The sequence below is a fragment of the Phytobacter massiliensis JC163 genome (assembly GCF_000321045.1).
Lineage (GTDB): Bacteria > Pseudomonadota > Gammaproteobacteria > Enterobacterales > Enterobacteriaceae > Phytobacter_A > Phytobacter_A massiliensis.
The window spans coordinates 146,857-166,172 of the sequence record NZ_HE578948.1; the positions used below are offsets into that span (position 1 = coordinate 146,857).

The 19,316-nt window shown below is 57.3% G+C and carries 18 protein-coding genes and 1 other annotated feature; of the genes, 12 read left to right on the forward strand and 6 right to left on the reverse strand.

What is annotated here, in order from left to right; genetic code table 11:
* Window positions 1–5: 5 nt before the first annotated feature.
* Window positions 6–1,343: an MFS transporter gene (locus tag ENTHG_RS18120; RefSeq protein WP_071825903.1), complete on the forward strand. Its 1,338-nt coding sequence runs from the start codon at window positions 6–8 to the stop codon at window positions 1,341–1,343.
* Here the strand turns inward: ENTHG_RS18120 and cbrA are convergent.
* Entirely contained in the window at window positions 1,340–2,446 is a 1,107-nt protein-coding gene (cbrA, locus tag ENTHG_RS18125) for a colicin M resistance lipid reductase CbrA (RefSeq protein ID WP_044182983.1), read from the reverse strand. The genes ENTHG_RS18120 and cbrA overlap by 4 nt on opposite strands.
* A gap of 123 nt (window positions 2,447–2,569) precedes the next feature.
* On the opposite strand from cbrA, the gene ENTHG_RS18130 reads away from it, so the two are divergent.
* A complete protein-coding gene (locus tag ENTHG_RS18130; protein ID WP_044182986.1) occupies window positions 2,570–3,796 on the forward strand; it encodes a YidR family protein in 1,227 nt (408 codons plus the stop codon).
* Between the two features lies 1 nt (window position 3,797).
* Here the strand turns inward: ENTHG_RS18130 and ENTHG_RS18135 are convergent, their stop codons facing one another.
* On the reverse strand, window positions 3,798–4,127 hold the full coding sequence (locus ENTHG_RS18135) for a YceK/YidQ family lipoprotein (protein ID WP_044182989.1): 330 nt from the start codon (window positions 4,125–4,127) through the stop codon (window positions 3,798–3,800).
* A gap of 236 nt (window positions 4,128–4,363) precedes the next feature.
* Window positions 4,364–4,437, forward strand: a sequence feature (ROSE (Repression Of Heat Shock gene Expression) occurs in the 5'-region of heat shock genes and acts as an RNA thermometer to modulate expression.).
* Between ENTHG_RS18135 and ibpA the strand changes: the two genes are divergently transcribed.
* From ibpA to ENTHG_RS18150, 3 genes are all read left to right on the forward strand, one after another.
* Window positions 4,431–4,844, forward strand: a complete 414-nt coding sequence (gene ibpA / locus ENTHG_RS18140; RefSeq protein WP_044182992.1) for a small heat shock chaperone IbpA — start codon at window positions 4,431–4,433, stop codon at window positions 4,842–4,844. (Overlaps the previous feature by 7 nt.)
* A 162-nt stretch (window positions 4,845–5,006) precedes the next feature.
* On the forward strand, window positions 5,007–5,435 hold the full coding sequence (ibpB, locus tag ENTHG_RS18145) for a small heat shock chaperone IbpB (RefSeq protein WP_044182995.1): 429 nt from the start codon (window positions 5,007–5,009) through the stop codon (window positions 5,433–5,435).
* Between the two features lie 158 nt (window positions 5,436–5,593).
* A complete protein-coding gene (locus ENTHG_RS18150; RefSeq protein WP_044182998.1) occupies window positions 5,594–7,255 on the forward strand; it encodes a putative transporter in 1,662 nt (553 codons plus the stop codon).
* 2 nt (window positions 7,256–7,257) lie between these two features.
* Here ENTHG_RS18150 and ENTHG_RS18155 read toward each other — a convergent pair whose 3' ends face one another.
* On the reverse strand, window positions 7,258–8,151 hold the full coding sequence (locus ENTHG_RS18155; protein WP_044183001.1) for a helix-turn-helix transcriptional regulator: 894 nt from the start codon (window positions 8,149–8,151) through the stop codon (window positions 7,258–7,260).
* A gap of 167 nt (window positions 8,152–8,318) precedes the next feature.
* Between ENTHG_RS18155 and ENTHG_RS18160 the strand changes: the two genes are divergently transcribed.
* The gene (locus ENTHG_RS18160) at window positions 8,319–10,034 is read left to right on the forward strand and encodes a solute:sodium symporter family transporter (protein ID WP_044183004.1); all 1,716 of its coding nucleotides are present in this window, start codon (window positions 8,319–8,321) and stop codon (window positions 10,032–10,034) included.
* Entirely contained in the window at window positions 10,031–11,524 is a 1,494-nt protein-coding gene (locus ENTHG_RS18165; protein WP_044183009.1) for a sulfatase-like hydrolase/transferase, read from the forward strand. The genes ENTHG_RS18160 and ENTHG_RS18165 overlap by 4 nt, the downstream gene beginning before the upstream one ends.
* A gap of 44 nt (window positions 11,525–11,568) precedes the next feature.
* On the opposite strand, the gene ENTHG_RS18170 is transcribed toward ENTHG_RS18165, so the two are convergent.
* Window positions 11,569–12,024: a hypothetical protein gene (locus ENTHG_RS18170; RefSeq protein ID WP_044183012.1), complete on the reverse strand. Its 456-nt coding sequence runs from the start codon at window positions 12,022–12,024 to the stop codon at window positions 11,569–11,571.
* Between the two features lie 84 nt (window positions 12,025–12,108).
* Here ENTHG_RS18170 and ENTHG_RS18175 point away from each other — a divergent pair, with 84 nt between their 5' ends.
* Together ENTHG_RS18175 and ENTHG_RS18180 are read left to right on the forward strand one after the other, a co-directional pair.
* Entirely contained in the window at window positions 12,109–12,456 is a 348-nt protein-coding gene (locus ENTHG_RS18175) for a YidH family protein (protein WP_044183015.1), read from the forward strand.
* On the forward strand, window positions 12,446–12,796 hold the full coding sequence (locus ENTHG_RS18180) for a DUF202 domain-containing protein (protein WP_044183018.1): 351 nt from the start codon (window positions 12,446–12,448) through the stop codon (window positions 12,794–12,796). The genes ENTHG_RS18175 and ENTHG_RS18180 overlap by 11 nt, the downstream gene beginning before the upstream one ends.
* Here ENTHG_RS18180 and dsdA read toward each other — a convergent pair whose 3' ends face one another.
* Window positions 12,797–14,131: a D-serine ammonia-lyase gene (gene dsdA, locus ENTHG_RS18185; RefSeq protein ID WP_044183983.1), complete on the reverse strand. Its 1,335-nt coding sequence runs from the start codon at window positions 14,129–14,131 to the stop codon at window positions 12,797–12,799.
* A 165-nt stretch (window positions 14,132–14,296) separates the two neighbouring features.
* Here dsdA and ENTHG_RS23780 point away from each other — a divergent pair, with 165 nt between their 5' ends.
* The gene (locus tag ENTHG_RS23780) at window positions 14,297–15,385 is read left to right on the forward strand and encodes a cellulase family glycosylhydrolase (protein WP_052332733.1); all 1,089 of its coding nucleotides are present in this window, start codon (window positions 14,297–14,299) and stop codon (window positions 15,383–15,385) included.
* On the opposite strand, the gene emrD is transcribed toward ENTHG_RS23780, so the two are convergent.
* A complete protein-coding gene (emrD, locus tag ENTHG_RS18195; protein ID WP_044183021.1) occupies window positions 15,288–16,472 on the reverse strand; it encodes a multidrug efflux MFS transporter EmrD in 1,185 nt (394 codons plus the stop codon). The genes ENTHG_RS23780 and emrD overlap by 98 nt on opposite strands.
* 282 nt (window positions 16,473–16,754) lie before the next feature.
* Here emrD and ENTHG_RS18200 point away from each other — a divergent pair, with 282 nt between their 5' ends.
* Both ENTHG_RS18200 and ENTHG_RS18205 read left to right on the forward strand, forming a co-directional pair.
* Entirely contained in the window at window positions 16,755–17,504 is a 750-nt protein-coding gene (locus ENTHG_RS18200) for a FadR/GntR family transcriptional regulator (protein ID WP_044183024.1), read from the forward strand.
* A 344-nt stretch (window positions 17,505–17,848) separates the two neighbouring features.
* Window positions 17,849–19,315, forward strand: coding sequence for a mannitol dehydrogenase family protein (locus ENTHG_RS18205; RefSeq protein ID WP_044183028.1), 1,467 nt, complete (start codon window positions 17,849–17,851; stop codon window positions 19,313–19,315).
* Window position 19,316 lies beyond the last annotated feature (1 nt).

Below are 19,316 nucleotides of genomic sequence, written 5' to 3' on the forward strand. Positions count from 1 at the left end.
AGGGCATGGTGAGCGGCCTCGCTATGCCCAAAATCTGGAGACAGATGACGATGGATATTTCCGTTTCTGCTACAAAAGTGGGTCGTCGGCGTTATCTCACGCTGGTGATGATCTTTATTACCGTGGTGATTTGTTACGTTGACCGCGCCAACCTGGCGGTGGCGTCGGCGCATATTCAGGAAGAGTTCGGCATTACCAAAGCGGAGATGGGCTATGTCTTCTCGGCGTTTGCCTGGCTGTATACTTTGTGCCAGATCCCCGGCGGCTGGTTTCTTGACCGCGTGGGATCGCGCCTGACCTACTTCATCGCCATCTTTGGCTGGTCGGTAGCGACGCTATTCCAGGGCTTTGCCACCGGGTTAATGTCGCTGATTGGCCTGCGCGCCATCACCGGCATCTTTGAAGCGCCTGCTTTCCCTACCAATAACCGCATGGTGACCAGCTGGTTCCCGGAACATGAACGCGCCTCTGCCGTGGGCTTCTATACCTCCGGGCAGTTTGTCGGCCTGGCGTTCCTGACCCCGCTGCTGATCTGGATTCAGGAGCTGCTGAGCTGGCACTGGGTGTTTATCGTCACCGGTGGTATCGGCATTATCTGGTCGCTGATCTGGTTTAAGGTTTACCAGCCGCCGCGCCTGACCAAAAGCGTCAGCCAGGCTGAACTGGACTACATCCGCGACGGCGGCGGGCTGGTGGATGGCGATGCGCCGGTGAAAAAAGAGGCGCGTCAGCCGCTCACCAAAGCAGACTGGAAACTGGTCTTCCACCGTAAGCTTATCGGGGTCTATCTCGGCCAGTTCGCCGTCACCTCGACGCTGTGGTTCTTCCTGACCTGGTTCCCGAACTACCTGACCCAGGAGAAAGGCATCACCGCGCTCAAGGCTGGCTTTATGACCACCGTGCCGTTCCTTGCCGCCTTCTTTGGCGTGCTGCTGTCGGGCTGGCTGGCGGACAAGCTGGTGAAAAAAGGCTTCTCGCTGGGGATGGCGCGTAAAACGCCAATCATCTGCGGCCTGCTGATCTCTACCTGCATTATGGGCGCTAACTACACCAACGACCCGGTGTGGATTATGGTGCTGATGGCAGTCGCTTTCTTTGGCAACGGCTTTGCTTCAATCACCTGGTCGCTGGTCTCATCGCTGGCGCCGATGCGCCTGATCGGCCTCACCGGCGGCGTGTTTAACTTTGTCGGCGGGCTGGGCGGTATCACCGTGCCGCTGGTGATTGGCTACCTGGCGCAGGACTACGGTTTCGGCCCGGCGCTGGTCTATATCGCCGCCGTGGCGCTGATCGGGGCGCTCTCCTACATCCTGCTGGTGGGCGATGTAAAACGCGTCGGTTAAAGGTTTACCAGCCCGTCAGCGATGGCGGGCTGCTCCTCATAAGTCAGCGGCACATGCGCGATGCCGCTTCGCATAATCCACTTTCTGCTCGACGCTGAGGTTAACGCCCGGCTTTTCAAAATCTTACCGTAAAGCTTAATGCGCAGTGACCGGGTGGCCTTGTGATAAGCGCGGTTGGCATCCTCTGCCTGCTGGCGAAAAACCTCACTGAGGATTTCCGCGCTGTCCAGCGCGTAGCTAATTCCCTCCAGCGAACTGGCGCTGATAAAGCCCGCTGCCTCGCCAATCAGAAACGCGTTCTCTTTGCCGCAGACGAAATCGGCCCAGCGCGACGGAAACAGCACCGTGCATTTTTCACTTTTCAGCGGCTCGCCAAAGCGGAAATGAAAGCGTTCCATCTTCTCTTTCAGCGCCGCAAACCGCGCCTGGCCGTCTTTCATCGGATAAGCGCCGCCAAAGATAAAATACCCGTCCTTACTGATGCTCCAGGAGTAGCAGTCCGTGACGTCGTTATCAAAAATGCAGGAGTAGAACGGGACGGGATGGCGTTCGGCGAACCACTGCTGAATAGCGACATATTTGCGAATCTGATGGTCTGGGTAGAGGTGGCGGCGCACCAGCGAGTTCGCGCCGTCCGCCCCCACCAGATAGCGTGCGGTCGCCTGCTGCTGCTGGCCGTCGGCGCGGAAGGTCAGGTGCCATTTATCGCCCTCGCGCCAGATCTTCTGGCACAGGCTGTCGTGATGGACCTGCACGTCGTCCGGGATCAACGACTTCATCCATAAATCGAAGGCGTGACGGTTAACGTTGATATAGCTGCGCTGGTAGTTGCGCGTCAGCGAGGCCGCCACGTCTACCGTTTTAACGCTGAAAATTTGCGGGTTGGCGATGACGCTCACCGGCAGGGTGATCCCGGCGCGAATAAAAGAGCGCTGGGCATCCGGGGCCAGCAGGCCGCCGCAGGGCTTGGTGAAACCGTCGCTGCCGCACTGACGCTTCTTATCCAGCGCCAGCACCCGCATGGTTCCGCTCAACTGCCGGGCCAGCGCCGAACCCGCTGGCCCCAGTCCGATAATCGCCACATCAAAATGTTCCTTCTTCATCTCCCCCGTAACCTGTTCCCGCTACTGTAGAAAACGAAAATGAAGTGGCGGTGAAGTTTTACTGCCGCCGCTGGCAAAATATGCTGTACTACTTTGCTTTCTCGCTAACGTCTGGAAAAGAACATGAAACAGGTCACTTTTGCCCCCCGCAATCATCAACTTACCAATACCAACACCTGGACGGCCGATAGCCAGTGGCTGGCGTTTGATGTGCGCCCTTCCGGCGCGTCGTTTACCGGTGAAACCATCGAGCGGGTGAATGTCGAAACGGGTGAGGTGGAGATCATTTACCGGGCGGAAAACGGCGCGCATGTCGGCGTGGTGACGGTTCACCCGGGCGAAGATAAATACGTGTTCATTCACGGGCCGCAGCACCCGGATGCCAGCTGGCAGTACGATTTTCACCACCGCCAGGGCGTGGTGGCACAAAACGGACAGGCGGCGAACCTGGACGCGATGGATATCACCGCCCCCTTTACGCCGGGCGCGCTGCGCGGCGGCAGTCATGTGCACGTGTATAGCCCCAACGGCGAGAACATCAGCTTTACCTATAACGACCATGTGATGCATGAGTTCGACCCGGCGCAGGATCTGCGCAACGTCGGCGTGGCGGTGCCGTTCGGCCCGGTCGCGCCCCGTGGCGATCATCCGCGCGAGTACGCCGGGAGCCACTGGTGCGTACTGGTCAGCCGCACCACCGCCGCCCCTGTGCCCGGCAGCGATGAGATCAACCGCGCCTATGAAGAGGGCTGGGTAGGTAATGACAGGCTGGCTTTTATCGGCGATACCCTCTCTGAACGCGGTGAAAAGGTGCCGGAGCTGTTTATTGTGGCCCTGCCGCGCGACGAAGCGGGCTGGAAGCAGCCGGGCAGCGCGCCGCTACAGGGGACAGCAACGTCCCTGCCCGCACCGCCTGCCGGGGTGGCGCAGCAGCGCCTGACCTTTACCCATCACCGGGCGTACCCGGGGCTGGTGAATGCGCCGCGCCACTGGGTGCGCTGTAACCCACAGGCAACGCAGATAGCTTTTCTGATGCGTGACGAAGCGGGTGTGGCGCAGCTCTGGCTCATCTCGCCGCAGGGGGGCGAGCCGCGCCAGCTGACCCGGAGCGAGACGGGTATTCAGTCGGCGTTTAACTGGCATCCTTCCGGCAAGTGGCTGGGCTGCGTGGTTGATGACCGTATCGCCCTGTGCGATGCCGCCAGCGGCGAGGTCACGTTGCTGACACGCGGCCACGGCAATCCACCCTCCGCAGACGCAGTGGTGTTCTCACCCGACGGCACGCGCGTCGCCTGGATGGAGGAGGTAGAGGGTTTCCGTCAACTCTTCGTAACGGAAACCGGCGTCTGAATTAGCGTACGGGCATGGGGGCGGGCGGGATCACGCTGTTCGTCGCCAGGCTATCCCGCTCGCTTTTTTCCACGCGGGACTTCACCGACTTGTCGGTGCGGAAGATATCCCACGGCAACAGTAGCGTATCCATGATCGCGGTGAAGGGCATATCCAGCACCACCAGCGATTTCAGACCGATGCCGGTGTTGTCATTGGCCAGCATAGTGGAACTGGCCTTAGTGCCCGGGTAAACGCCTTCTTTACCCCCTGTATGCGACATCACGCTGGAGCAGCCGCTGAGTAGTACCATCCCGCTGAGTAACGCTGAAACCAAAATATTTTTCATCATGAGTTAATCATAGTTATGGGCGATGTGAAGGCTGCTGGCGTTATAACGGCTCAGGGCCGAAAAAAACAGACTCCATGCTCCGCTCTGTGGCGGCATTCGCACTTTGGCGTTTTGTGCTGTGATCCCAGTCTAAGCAATGCGCGCGAAACTGCAAAAAAAAGTCAGACAAACACCCTTGAAAAGTGTTTCACCACCCCTACTTTAAGAGTGTAGCCGGGAAACACGCCGGAAGGGTGTTGGGCTACAGCGGCCTGTCCATTGTGGAAGGCAACGACAATCTCGCTGATTTCAGGAGCTTTTTTTATGCGTAACTTCGATCTTTCCCCGCTTTATCGTTCCGCTATTGGTTTCGACCGCCTGTTCAACCTGCTGGAAAACAATCAAAGCCAGAGTAATGGCGGCTACCCTCCGTACAACGTTGAACTGGTTGATGAAAACCATTATCGCATCGCGATTGCGGTCGCCGGTTTTGCTGAAAGCGAACTGGATATTACCGCGCAGGATAACCTGCTGATCGTGAAAGGCGCCCACGCGACGGAACAGAAAGAGCGTTCCTACCTTTACCAGGGCATCGCCGAACGTAACTTCGAGCGCAAATTCCAGCTCGCCGAGAACATCTTCGTGAAAGGGGCGAATCTGGTAAATGGCCTGCTGTATATCGAACTCGAACGCGTGATTCCGGAAGCGAAAAAACCGCGCCGCATCGAAATCAACTAATTGCGTCGGGCCGCACAGCGCGGCCTGTTAAACCCATGCTTGCCGTCAGGGAGCATATGCGAATCTGCGGATTTGCAGGCACTTTATACCCTAAACAATTCGCGTTGCGAGCTTCGCAGCGTGAAGTGTGACGGGGATACTCGCTTCTCAGAAGGAGACATTATGCGTAACTACGACTTATCCCCGCTGCTGCGTCAGTGGATCGGCTTTGACAAACTGGCTAATGCCCTGCAAAGCACCAGCGAAAACCAGACCTTCCCGCCCTATAACATTGAAAAGAGCGACGATAACCACTATCGCATTACCCTTGCGCTGGCCGGTTTTAGTCAGCAGGAGCTGGATATTCAGCTGGAAGGCACCCGGTTGATGATTAAAGGCAACCCGGAAAAACCCGCCAGCGAGCCGAAATGGCTGCATCAGGGGCTGGTGATCCAACCCTTCACCCTGAGCTTCACGCTGGCTGAGCATATGGAAGTCTCCGGCGCGACCTTCGCCAACGGGCTTCTGCATATCGATATTGTCCGCAACGTGCCGGAAGCCATCGCGCCGCAGCGTATCGCCATTAGCGAACGCCCCGCGCTGAATAGCTAACGTCGGCATCCCCGGATGCGGCGACCCGCCTTATCCGTGCCGTTCAGCAACGTAAAGCCCCGCCTTGTCGGGGCTTTTTTGTGCGCCATCGCCCATACAACCCGCTGCCGCTCTGCCAGAATCCTTGATAACTGTCTGGGCATTCACAGGGAGCGGTCATGAGTGATATCGCGTTAACCGTCAGCATACTGGCCCTTGTCGCGGTGGTCGGTTTGTGGATAGGCAATGTGAAGATACGCGGCGTGGGGTTTGGCATTGGCGGCGTGCTGTTTGGCGGCATTATTGTCGGCCACTTTGTCGACCAGGCGGGCATGGCGCTCAGCAGCCCGATGCTGCACGTGATGCAGGAGTTTGGCCTGATCCTCTTTGTTTATACCATCGGCATTCAGGTCGGGCCGGGGTTCTTTGCCTCCCTGCGGGTCTCCGGGTTACGCCTCAATCTGTTTGCCATTTTGATTGTGATTCTGGGCGGCGCGGTCGCCGCGCTGCTGCATAAACTTTTCGACATCCCGCTGCCGGTGATCCTTGGCATCTTCTCAGGCGCGGTCACCAACACGCCCGCGCTGGGGGCAGGGCAACAGATCCTCCTCGACCTGGGCACCCCGCCCAGCGTGCTCGATCAGATGGGGATGAGCTACGCCATGGCCTACCCGTTTGGCATCTGCGGTATTCTGCTTACCATGTGGCTGATCCGCCTGGCTTTTCGCATCAATGTCGACCAGGAGGCGCAGCAGCATGAGGCGGGGGTGAGCGCGGGCAATTCGCTTATCCGCACCATGAATATCCGCGTGGAAAACCCCAACCTTAACAATATGGCCATTCAGGATGTGCCCCTGCTCAATAGCGACAAAATTATCTGTTCGCGCCTGAAACGCGACGAGCGGCTGATGGTGCCTTCTCCCACCACTCTTATTCAGCCCGGCGACCTGCTCCACCTCGTTGGCCTGCCTAAAGATCTGCATGACGCCCAGCTGATGATTGGCCAGGAGGTAGAGGCCTCGCTCTCTACCCGCGGCACCGATCTGCGCGTTGAGCGCGTGGTGGTGACCAACGAGAGAGTTCTCGGCAAGAAAATCCGCGATCTGGAGTATAAAGAGCGCTATGACGTGGTGATCTCCCGACTAAACCGCGCCGGGGTTGAACTGGTCGCCAGCAGCGACGCCAGCCTGCAGTTTGGCGATATCCTCAACCTCGTCGGTCGCCCGGCCTCCATTGATGCGGTAGCGGCAGAGGTGGGTAACGCGCAGCACAAACTCCAGCAGGTACAGATGCTGCCGGTCTTTATCGGTATCGGGCTTGGGGTGCTGCTCGGCTCCGTTCCGCTGTTTATTCCAGGCTTTCCGGTGGCACTCAAGCTGGGGCTGGCAGGCGGACCGCTGATTATGGCGCTGATCCTCGGGCGTATCGGCAGCATTGGCAAGCTCTACTGGTTTATGCCGCCGAGCGCCAACCTGGCGCTGCGCGAACTGGGCATTGTGCTGTTTCTGGCGGTGGTCGGCCTTAAATCGGGCGGCGATTTTATTGCTACCCTGACCGAGGGCGACGGCGTGAAATGGATGTGCTACGGCATCTTTATTACAGCGGTTCCGCTGCTGACAGTGGGAATTCTGGCGCGGCTGCTGGCGAAGATGAACTACCTGACGCTGTGCGGGATGCTGGCAGGCTCAATGACCGACCCGCCAGCGCTGGCGTTTGCCAACGGGCTGCACGCCACCAGCGGCGCGGCGGCGCTCTCTTATGCCACGGTCTACCCGCTGGTGATGTTCCTGCGCATCATCACCCCGCAACTGCTGGCGGTGCTGTTCTGGGGAATAGGCTAGTCTCATGCGCTTTCGGGGCCGGTAGCGTGCTGCCGGTCCGCATGCTTGAGAACGGCGGAGGGGGCATAGCCGAACTTGTGCTTGAACGCCTTACTAAAGTGAAAGCTGTCAAAGAAGTTGAGGGTGTCCGCCACCTGTCCCACCGTGTTCCCCTCCTGTTTAAGCAGCGAGAGCGCCAGCTCCAGCCGGGCATCCAGCACGTACTCTTTGGGCGTTTTGCCGGTGTAGCGCATAAACAGGCGGCGCAGCCAGGCCTCGCTGCAGGGAATGGCGGCGGCCATTTCCGCTACGCTCCAGCGCCGTTGCAGGCTGGCGTGCAGGGCGGCAATTAATTTTTCAATCTGTTGTCTTTGCGGGTCCTTTTTACCTTCGCTGTAAATCAGACAAATCCATTGATATATAATTTTTGTCAGAAATGCCACCGCAAGGTTATTTTTCATCGGCTCCGGCGCGGTAATTAATTCGGCGACCTGCATCAGTTCCTGATTATATATTTCACCATTATAAATAAGGCTTTGCTGTCTGATGGGAATATCCATGACGCTGGTCGGGGTGAACTCCATCCAGTATTGTTCCCAGACTAAACCTTCACAATGATATGACTGTATATCCGTGGGTTTTAAAAAGATAATACAGTTGCCATTCAGCGTAATTTGTTCGCCATCTTTCAATAAAACCTTGCCACAGCCCTGTACGGTATAGACGGCGACCCATGAGTTGGCGATCAGCGGCTTCTTTTTATCGCGCGGCCAGATCACCCGGTAGTGTTCATCGGCGTAGGTATGCCATAGCGAAATCAATGAAATTCCGCTGGAGATCACATTTTCGTTAATCAACAGGGGAATATTGTATGTAGTTTCGTTTTTTACATGCGAACTTTGCAAATTTCCATTCATTTTAATTTCCCGCCGGAGAATGATGCTCACAACCTGAACTTAACAGATAACAATCCGTTCAGGGATATCTCATTTATATTTTAAGAAATCTGACTGCCTGACCCGGCATGCTTTTCCTCGCTCTGTACCTCTTGCCGCCGGGACATAATGACTAAAAGGGCTATGAGATGAATACGTTACAAATTTTGAGTTTTGTCGGTTTTACCCTATTGGTAGCCGCAATAACCTGGTGGAAAGTACGCAAAACCGATACCGGGTCCCAGCAGGGCTATTTCCTTGCCGGGCGTTCGCTAAAAGCGCCTGTTATTGCCGCTTCGCTAATGTTAACTAACCTCTCCACCGAGCAACTGGTGGGGCTATCCGGCCAGGCCTATAAAAGCGGGATGTCGGTAATGGGCTGGGAGGTGACCTCGGCGGTAACGCTCATCTTCCTGGCGCTGATCTTTCTGCCGCGCTATCTGCAACGCGGTATCGCCACTATCCCCGACTTCCTGGAAGAGCGTTACGATAAAACGACCCGTATTATCATCGACTTCTGCTTTCTGATCGCCACCGGCGTCTGCTTTCTGCCGATCGTTCTCTATTCCGGCGCGCTGGCGCTGAACAGCCTGTTTCATATTGGCGAATCGCTGGGTATTTCACAGGGCGCGGCTATCTGGCTGCTGGTTATCCTGCTTGGGCTGGCGGGCATTATCTATGCGGTCATCGGCGGCCTGCGGGCGATGGCGGTGGCCGACTCTATCAACGGCATCGGCCTTGTTATTGGCGGCCTGATGGTGCCGGTATTTGGCCTGATCGCAATGGGTAAGGGCAGCTTTCTGCAAGGGCTGGAGCAGCTCACCACCGTACATGCGGAGAAGCTCAACTCCATTGGCGGGGCGTCGGACCCGCTGCCAATCGGCGCGGCCTTCACCGGCCTGATTCTGGTAAACACCTTTTACTGGTGTACCAATCAGGGCATCGTTCAACGCACCCTGGCCTCCCGTAGCCTGGCGGAAGGGCAAAAAGGGGCGCTGCTGACGGCGGTGCTCAAAATGCTCGACCCGCTGGTGCTGGTGCTGCCGGGGCTTATCGCCTTCCATCTGTATCAGGATCTGCCGAAGGCGGATATGGCTTACCCGACGCTGGTCAATAACGTGCTGCCGGTGCCGCTGGTGGGCTTCTTCGGCGCGGTGCTGTTTGGCGCGGTGATCAGCACCTTCAACGGCTTTTTAAACAGCGCCAGCACCCTATTCAGCATGGGTATTTACCGCCGGGTGATTAACCATCAGGCGACCCCTGACCGGCTGGTGCAGGTGGGGCGTAAGTTCGGCTTCTTTATCGCCATTGTCTCCGTGCTGGTCGCGCCGTGGATCGCTAATGCGCCGGAGGGACTCTACAGCTGGATGAAACAGCTTAACGGCATCTATAACGTGCCGCTGGTGACCATTATCATCATGGGCTTTTTCTTTCCGCGCATCCCGGCGCTTGCCGCCAAGGTGGCGATGGGGCTTGGCATCGTAAGCTATATCACCATTAACTATCTGGTGAAGTTCGATTTTCACTTCCTGTATGTGCTGGCCTGCACCTTCTGTATCAACGTGGTCGTGATGCTGATCATTGGCGCGATTAAACCGCGCGCGACTCCCTTCAAATTTCATGATGCGTTCGCCGTTGATATGCAGCCGTGGAAAAACGCGAAGATCGCCTCCGTTGGCATCCTGTTCGCCATGATTGGCGTTTATGCCGGTCTGGCGCAGTTCGGCGGCTACAACTCGCAGTGGTTGACCATTCTCAGCTACGGCATCACCGCGGCGGTGCTGGTGTACCTGGTTTACAGCAGCTGGCGGACGCGTCGAACCTCTTCTGATGTTTCTGTTTCTGACGCTAAGGATCAAGCATGACTCGTCCTAACTTTCTGTTCATTATGACCGATACCCAGGCAACCAATATGGTGGGGTGCTACAGCGGTAAGCCCCTTAACACCCAGAATATTGATAGCCTGGCGGCGGAGGGGATTCGCTTTAACTCCGCTTATACCTGTTCGCCGGTGTGTACCCCGGCGCGTGCGGGGCTGTTTACCGGCATTTATGCCAATCAATCCGGGCCGTGGACCAATAACGTCGCGCCGGGGAAAAACATCTCTACGATGGGGCGTTACTTTAAGGATGCGGGCTACCACACCTGCTACATCGGCAAGTGGCATCTCGACGGCCATGACTACTTCGGCACCGGCGAATGCCCGCCGGAGTGGGATGCCGACTACTGGTTTGACGGTGCAAATTACCTGGCTGAACTCACCGAAGAAGAGATTAGCCTGTGGCGTAACGGCCTGAATAGCGTGGAGGACTTACAAAAGCACGGGATAGACGAAACCTTCACCTGGGCGCACCGCATCAGTAATCGGGCGGTGGATTTCCTTCACCAGCCGGCCCGCGCTGACGAGCCGTTCCTGATGGTGGTCTCCTATGATGAGCCGCATCATCCCTTTACCTGCCCGCCAGAGTATCTGGAGAAGTATCAGGACTTTTATTACGACCTGGGGGCGAAGGCGCACGATACGCTGGCCAACAAACCGGAGCATCACCGTCTGTGGGCGCAGGCGATGCCCTCGCCGGTGGGCGAGGACGGGCGCTATCACCATCCGCTCTATTTTGCCTGCAATGATTTTGTCGACGATCAGATTGGGCGCGTCATTAACGCCTTAACCCCGGCACAGCGGGAGAACACCTGGGTTATCTACACCTCCGATCATGGCGAAATGATGGGGGCGCACAAGCTCATCAGCAAAGGGGCGGCGATGTATGACGATATCACCCGCATTCCGCTGATTATCCGTGCGCCCCAGGGCGAGGCGCGGCAGGTGGATACGCCGGTCAGCCATATCGACCTGCTGCCGACGATGATGGCGCTGGCGGGCATTGAGAAACCGGCGATTTTACCCGGCGAAAACCTGCTCGCCGCCGACGCTTCGCGTGGCGTTATGGTCGAGTTCAACCGCTATGAAATTGAACATGACAGCTTTGGCGGTTTTATCCCGGTGCGCTGCTGGGTGACTGACCAGTACAAGCTGGTGCTGAACCTGTTTACCAGCGATGAGCTGTATGACCGCCATAACGATCCCGATGAGCTTAACAACCTGATTGATAGCCCTGATTTCGCCGACGTTCGCTGCCGGATGCACGATGCGCTGCTGGACTATATGGATAAAATCCGCGACCCGTTTCGTACCTATCAGTGGAGCCTGCGCCCGTGGCGTAAAGAGGCGCAGCCGCGCTGGATGGGCGCTTTCCGCCCTCGCCCGGATGACGGCTACTCCCCGGTGGTACGCGATTACGACACCGGATTGCCCACCCAAGGGGTAAAAGTGGAAGAGAAAAAGCAGAAGTTCTGATTAAAATGCCGGACGGCGGGGCTACACCGCCCTCCGGCTAATCTTTATACTGGCGAGCCGCCGCCGGTCAGGAAGGAAAAGATCAGGATCAGCAAAATAACGCCTAACACCAGCCCGATACCGAACAGCAGCGCATGGAAGGCCAGCGTGCCGCCGCCGAAAATCAGCGCGCCGCTGACGCTCCAGCGGTTCTCTTTGCGCATGCCGCCAATAAACGCGCATATCAACGCAATGACCGCGAGGGCGATACCGCTGTTATCAAGGATTTTATCGGTATCGACGGCCCTGGATTCGGCAGGCGCGGCAGCGGGTTTTTCCCCTTTCAGCCCGGCAATAATGCCCTTTTTAACGGCGGAGACTTTCTCCGCGACGACGCTTTCGAGGGTAGGCGACGGGGCTGAAAACGGACCAAAAGAGAAATGGAAAATGCCCATAATCAGCGCGATAGCGCCGAATAACATGCCCAATGAACTACATTTGTTTTGCGATATGATTTCCATACAGCCTCCCTGTAACAGAACGCAACAGCATATCAGCAAAGTCGCGTTTGCAGTGGTTAAAGAGAATAGTGATAAGGAGCCGTCATGAAAATATCCCGCCTCGGCGAAGCGCCCGATTACCGCTTTTCACTGGCGAATGAGCGCACTTTTCTGGCCTGGATCCGCACCGCGCTTGGCTTTCTGGCTGCGGGCGTCGGGCTGGATCAGCTGGCGCCGGATTTTGCCACGCCGGTGATTCGCCAGGCTCTGGCGCTGCTGCTCTGCCTGTTTGCCGGTGGGCTGGCGATATATGGTTATCTGCGCTGGCTAAAAAACGAAAAGGCGATGCGGCTGAAAGAGGACCTGCCGTATACCCGCAGCCTGCTGCTGGTCAGCCTGATACTGGTGGCTGTCGCGGCTGTTGTTATGGGGCTGGTGTTCTATGGCGGATAGCCGCAAAGCCCGCCGACAGGCGGACCCCGGCCTACAGCCGGAACGTACTTCGCTTGCGTGGCTGCGCACCTTTTTTGGCTATGCGGCGCTGCTGGCTTTTGCGATCAGACACAACTGGCAGCAGTCAGGCGTGGCGTTTTGGGTTTCTCTCGCTATCCTGCTGCTGGTGGGCGGCATTCTGTGGCGCTATACGCGAAGCCGCCTGCTGATGGACGTGACGCAAAGCGATTTTGTGCAGCCCCGGGCGGTACGCGACAAGCTGCTGATTGCCATTGCCGTTCTTGCCCTTGCTCTGCTGTTCGCCATCACGCATCTGCGCCACATCCTGCTCGCGCTGTGACTAGCCCCGGCGCGCTTTCGCCAGATACTGCGCCATCTCCTCTTCCGGCACCATCCCGCCGCCCGTCGCCCAGACGATATGGGTGGCGTTAGCCAGCAGCGCGGGGGTGAAACCCTGTAGCCGGTGATACGCTTCGCTTGCGCAGACGCGCTGCGGCCCGGCCATCCCAGCCAGCGCCGACGGCTCAAGGCGAATGCCCTCCTCCTCGTCCAGCGCGCCGAGCAGGTCATACATCGTCTGGTCGCTAAGGGTGTAAAAACCGTCCAGCAGCCGCTCCATTGCCCGTCCAACGAAGCCCGACGCGCGGCCTACCGCCAGGCCGTCGGCGGCGGTAATGTTGTCGATACCCAGATCCTGCACGGCGATGCTGTCATGCAGGCCGGTATGCACCCCCAGCAGCATACACGGCGAGTGGGTCGGCTCGGCGAACAGGCAGTGGACGTTATCGCCAAACGCCAGCTTGAGGCCAAAGGCCACGCCGCCGGGGCCGCCGCCTACGCCGCAGGGAAGATAGACGAACAGCGGATGCTGCGCGTCCACGACAATGTGCTGCTGGGCCAGCTGCGCTTTAAGCCGCTCCCCGGCCACCGCATAGCCAAGAAACAGGGTGCGGGAGTTCTCGTCATCAATAAAAAAGCAGTTGGGATCGGCTTCGGCGGCTTTGCGACCCTGCTCTACCGCTACGCCGTAATCCTGCGCATACTCCACCACCGTCACGCCGTGGCTGCGCAGCTTCGCCTTTTTCCACGCCCGCGCGTCAGCGGACATATGCACCGTCACCTTAAAGCCGAGCCGCGCGCTCATGATGCCAATCGACAGCCCCAGGTTGCCCGTTGAGCCAACGGCGATGCTGTACTGGCTGAAAAACTGCCTGAACGCTGGCGACAGCAATACGCTGTAGTCATCTTCCAGGCGTAGCCGCCCCGCCGCCAGCGCCAGCTTTTCAGCATGGGCCAGCACTTCATAAATGCCGCCGCGCGCTTTAATCGAGCCGGAAATCGGCAGATGGCTGTCTTTTTTCAGCAGCAGCTGACCGAAGATGCGCTGGCCGGGCTGCTGTTCCAGCCGTTGCTGCATGGCCGGGATGGCAACCAGTTCTGATTCAATCACCCCGTGGGTGACCGCCGTTTCCGGGAAGGCTTCCGCCAGATAGGGAGCGAAACGGGCCAGCCGGGCATGGGCGTCCGCCACATCCGCTTCCGTCAGCCCGACATAGGGCAGCCCTTCGGCCAGCGTTGTCGTGTTGGGGTTAAACCAGGTGGTTTCCGCCAGCGCCATCAGCGAGGCGAGCAAAGGGAAGCGGGCGACGAGCGAGGCGATCTGAATATCATTCATTGCGACAGGGGTCTGATAAGCCATAGGTTGTTCTACCTTCGTCGATTTTGTGTCGTAATGCCAGCCGCCCGCATCGTGAAAAATTTATTACGCATTCGCGCTACGCGTTGCGCCTTAAAGCGTGCTAAATACAGGTAATCATCACCGATTCTGGCAAGGTCAATCGTGTTAAAACCACTGTTAGCCATCGCACTGCTGCTGGCGGGAACGCCTGCGTGGGCGGCCGACGCGCCGCTGACGGCGGCGGGTTATGTCCGGCAACTGGGCGTCGGCCTCGACGTTGACTGGGCGCGTACCGACCGCGGTATCCGCGAATTCGATCCGCTTATCGCCCGGGATTTTTATGCCGAGGGGATTCGCCACGTGCGCATCCGGGTGGCGGACCCGATGACCGAGGCGCGGTTGATTCATCTGCGTAAGCTGGTCGAAGCCTGCGAGCAGTACGGCCTTATCCCGATCATTTCTTACCAGGCGGACGCGTTCAAAGCCGAGCCGGGAGCAAAAAATGAAGCGCAGCTGGTCGCGTGGTGGACGACGGTCGCGCGCTATTTTGCCAGCACGCACCCGCTGTTGGGTTTCGATCTGATTTACGAGCCAGCGGATAAGCTCAACCACGACCTGCCGGCCCTTAACCGCGTGTATGACAACCTTGCCCGCACCCTGCATGCGATAGACCCGCAGCGCATGATGTTTATCGCCCCGCGTCTGCGCGCCGCGCCGGAAGATCTCGCCGCGCTGAAATTGCCCGCCCACAGCCAGAACTGGCTGCTGGCGGAATGGCACATCTTCCCGTGGGGGCCGCAGAAGAGTAACGGAAAATATCCGTGGACGTCGGGCACCGCGGCGGAAAAAGCGGCAATCCGCGCGCGCATCAACACCGCGTTACGCTGGCAGCAGAAGACAGGCCATGTCAGCTGGGTCGGCGGCTGGTCGGCAGGGGAAACCATCAAAAACGCCCCCGGCGAGGCGCAAATGGCCTTTGCCAGGTTTATGGCCTGCGAACTGAACAATGCGCGTATCCCTTTCGCCGTGAATGCCGATACGCAGTTTTACGATGGGGAGGAGGGGGCATGGCGGCCCACCACGGAGCCGCTACTGAAAGCGATTATTACGCCGGTTTGCGACCGGCCCGACGCGAAGCCGGGCCGACGGGAAGCTAAACCATCTGTTCATGCTGCCCATGGCGCAGAGCCAGCGGCAGCCAGCTCAGCAGGATCAACAGCCCGGCAAACGTCATCAGCATCCCAAGGCTGAACTGGCTATTTTGCGGCAGCAGGGCGGAAAACCAGGCCAGCGCGCCGGAGCCCATATTCTGTAGGCCGCCCACCAGCGCGCCTGCGGTGCCCGCCAGAAAGGGAAACGGCTCCATCGCGCCGCTGGTAGCCAGCGGAAAGAGCATGCCCGCGCCGAAGAAGAACAGCGCGGCGGGAACCAGCAGCGTCCAGACGTTCATCACGCCGAACCAGCCGGGGACCCACATCATCAACCCTGCCGCCATGCAGCTGGTAACCGCCTGCCACATCAGGGTGGAAAAGCGTTTATTTTGCCGCCCGGCAAACCACGCGCCGAAAAAGGCCGCCGGAATAGGCAGAATAAACAGCACGCTCACCGCCATGCTGGAGAGGCCCAGCGCGCCGCCAAGCAGCACGCCGGAACAGGCTTCAAACACCGCGATACCCGCCAGCCCGCCAATCAGCATCAGCAAATAGCAGGTGAAAGCGCCGCTACCGAGCAGGGTTTTGTAGCGGGTGATAAGGCGCATGTTCATGGTGCCCGTCGGGCGGGTTTCCGGCATCCAGCGCGCCATGCTGAAAGTGACTACCGCACAGAGCGCCAGCAAAAAGAGATAGCAGGCACGCCAGCCCCAGACGGTGGTCAGCAGGCCGCCAATAAGCGGAGCCAGCAGGGGGCTCACCAGAATGCCCATATTGAGCAGGCTGTTAGCGTGGCGCAGTTCCGTACCGGCGTAGAGATCGCGCGGCAGGGTTCGCGCCATCACGCCGCCGACGCCGGTTCCCATCCCCTGAAAGGCGCTGGCGGCAATCAGTACCGTCAGGTTGCTGGTGGTAACGGCGACAAGCGTTGCCAGCATAAATATCGCCATCCCGAAAAGAATCGCCGGGCGTCGCCCTGCGCGATCCGCCAGCGGGCCGTAGAAGAGCTGGGAAACCCCGTAGGTCAGCAGATACGCGGCCATCACGTTCTGCACCGCGCCTTCGCGCGCGTGGAGATCCAGCGCCATGCCCGCAATCGCCGGGATGTAGATGGTCTGGGCCATCTGCCCGACCGCGACCAGCAGGATCAGCATTAAGAGTAAAGTGACGTTACGTTGCCTTTTCATTCGCGCAATAAATTATAAAAAGTGAAAAATTAAGAAGATAGTTCTGCCATATCCGCTAATAGCGGGGGAAATCTAGCACAGCCAGAGGGCACGGCAAGGTCACTCCCCAGAATGGACGATAGCGCTCAGGCAGGTTTTATAGACGTTTCGCGGCAACATTTATTGCCAGCGGCTGGTCAACCACTGGCAGACAGGCGCGGGGGCGAAATTAGTTCCCCTCAATTGTGATATTTGATTACACTAGCAGGCTGTTGAATTTGACAGTACCTACGCAGGCCCGCAATGGAACAGGTGATGACGAAACGCCGTTATTTCGATATCGGATTACAAATTGAAGAGCTGCTTTATTCCGGCGTTTTCGAAGCGGGCGGCCGCCTTCCTTCCGAGCGGGAGCTCAGCGAACGGTTCAAAACCAGCCGCACGACGATTCGTGAGGCAATCATTATGCTGGAACTGAAAGGCATCGTAGAAGTGAAGCAGGGTGCCGGGATTTTCTTTATTGATAATCCTAAAAAAGTCAGCCAGAAAGAGGTGATGCCCTTTTCGGAAATCGGCCCTTTTGAGTTGTTGCAGGCGCGTCAGGTTATTGAAAGTAACATCACCGGCTTTGCCGCAAGGCAGATTAGATTCAACGAGTTACGCGAGCTTAAGCACATTGTTGAACTGCAGGAAAAACAGATCAGCGGCGACAGCGATAAATTTGAAGAGCTGGACCGTCAGTTTCACGACATTATTGCCGAGGCGACGCAAAACCGGGTTCTGATTAAACAATCCGCTGAGCTATGGCGCGCGGTGCGTACGGAAAACCCGCGCTGGAAGAATTTGAATTATAAATATCTGCACCGCAAGGATTTACAGGTTAAATGGGTTGAAGATCACCGTACTATATTTCTTGCCCTGCAACAACGCGACAGCGAACAGGCCCGCCTGGCGGCATGGAACCATATTGAAAACAGTAAAAAAGAGCTGGTGAAGATCTTTAAAGAAGATCATTCGCTGGAAGATTTTGACGATTTCTTTTTTGCCACCTGACGTTTACGCCGTTCCTGATTTTTACTCCCGTTCCCCATTCTCCCCCGCTCCGGCCTGCGCTGTCAGGCCGGGCTGATTTCTACAGCGCCTCGTATCCAGCCCGCGAAAGGCCGGAATCATCATGCATAATTGGTACACCTATAAGGTTTATTCACTAGACCAATGGTTTTAGGACCAGGCTTCCTCTTTTCCTGTTATCTGGCTTAATATATTGATATATATGGTTAATTAACTATATGAGTTAAATTTACGAAACGCTGTTTTAAAAATTGGGATATGACTCACTGTTTTTTGGTCTATTGATTTGCTTAAATTGGTTAACCAAAAACAAAGGGACTTGCTCCATGAACACCACTTACCCTGCCAGCGCAATGGCAAAGTTCACCCAGAAAACGGCTTACCCGCGTAAAGAACTCGAAACCCGTATCGTGCATATTGGATTTGGGGCGTTCCATCGCGGCCATCAGGCTGTCTATAACGATCTTACCAACCAGTTAACGGGCGACTACTGGGGGATCTTTGAGATCAACCTTTTCGGCGGTAATGCACTGACTGACGCCCTTGCGCAGCAGGAACACCTGTTTTCCGTGATTGAAAAATCGGCGCAAACCACCACCAGCCGACTGGTACGCACGCTGACCGGGGCAATTCATACGCCAAAAGACGGCATTCAGGCGGCCATTGAGAAACTGGTGGAGCCGCAGGTCAAAATCATCTCGCTGACCATCACTGAAAAAGGCTACTGCAGCGATCCGCGCTCCAGGAAGCTGGATCTGGCTAACCCGCTGATCGCCCACGATCTCAAAAACCCGCGTGCGCCCCAGTCGGCGATCGGCCTGATTGTTGAAGGTTTGCGCCTGCGCCGTGAGCAGGGTTTAAACCCGCTGAGCGTGCTCTCCTGCGATAACATCCCGGAAAACGGCGCGTTAACCAAAACCGCTATTCTTGATTTTGCCGCCCAGCTGGATGGCGACCTCGCGCAGTGGATTGAGCAGAACATTACCTTCCCGAATACCATGGTGGACCGCATCGTTCCGGCCATGACCCCGGAGCAGTTTACCGCTATCGAAAAAGAGATCGGCTACGCCGACCCTTGCGGCGTGGTATGCGAAGCATTCCGCCAGTGGATTATCGAAGATAACTTTGCCGCAGGCCGTCCTGAGTGGGATAAGGCAGAGGCGATGTTTGTCGCCGATGTGCTGCCCTATGAAGAGATGAAGCTCAGGATGCTGAACGGCAGCCACTCTTTCCTTGCCTATAACGGCGGGCTGGCGGGCTACGAATTTATCTACCAGTGCATGGAAGACGCGGTTTTCCGTAAAGCGGCGCACCATCTGATGTTGCAGGAGCAGGCGAAATCCTTAAGCCCGCACCTGGCGGTAGATGTCAACCAATATGCCGCGCTGCTGATCGAGCGGTTCAGCAACCCCAATATCAAACATAAAACCGGCCAGATCGCGATGGATGGCTCGCAGAAGCTGCCCCAGCGCGCTATCGACCCCTATTTGACGCTGCAACAACGCGGTATTAAAGGCCGGGCGCTAGCGACGCTGATTGCTGGCTGGCTGCATTATGTGATTAAGGAAATTACGCACGGCAGGGACGTCGCCGATCCGCTTAATAACGAATTTAAGGCGGTGATAAAAGCCGACGCGCCGCGCTGGCAGCAGGCTTTATCGCTGCTCAATATACAGAGCATCTTTGGCAATTTAGCCGCTGATAACAGCGATTTTATCCACGATGTACAGGATGCTTTTACCTCTATCGAAACGCATGGAATCACTTCTACGGTTGAGAAGTTAATTAAATAAG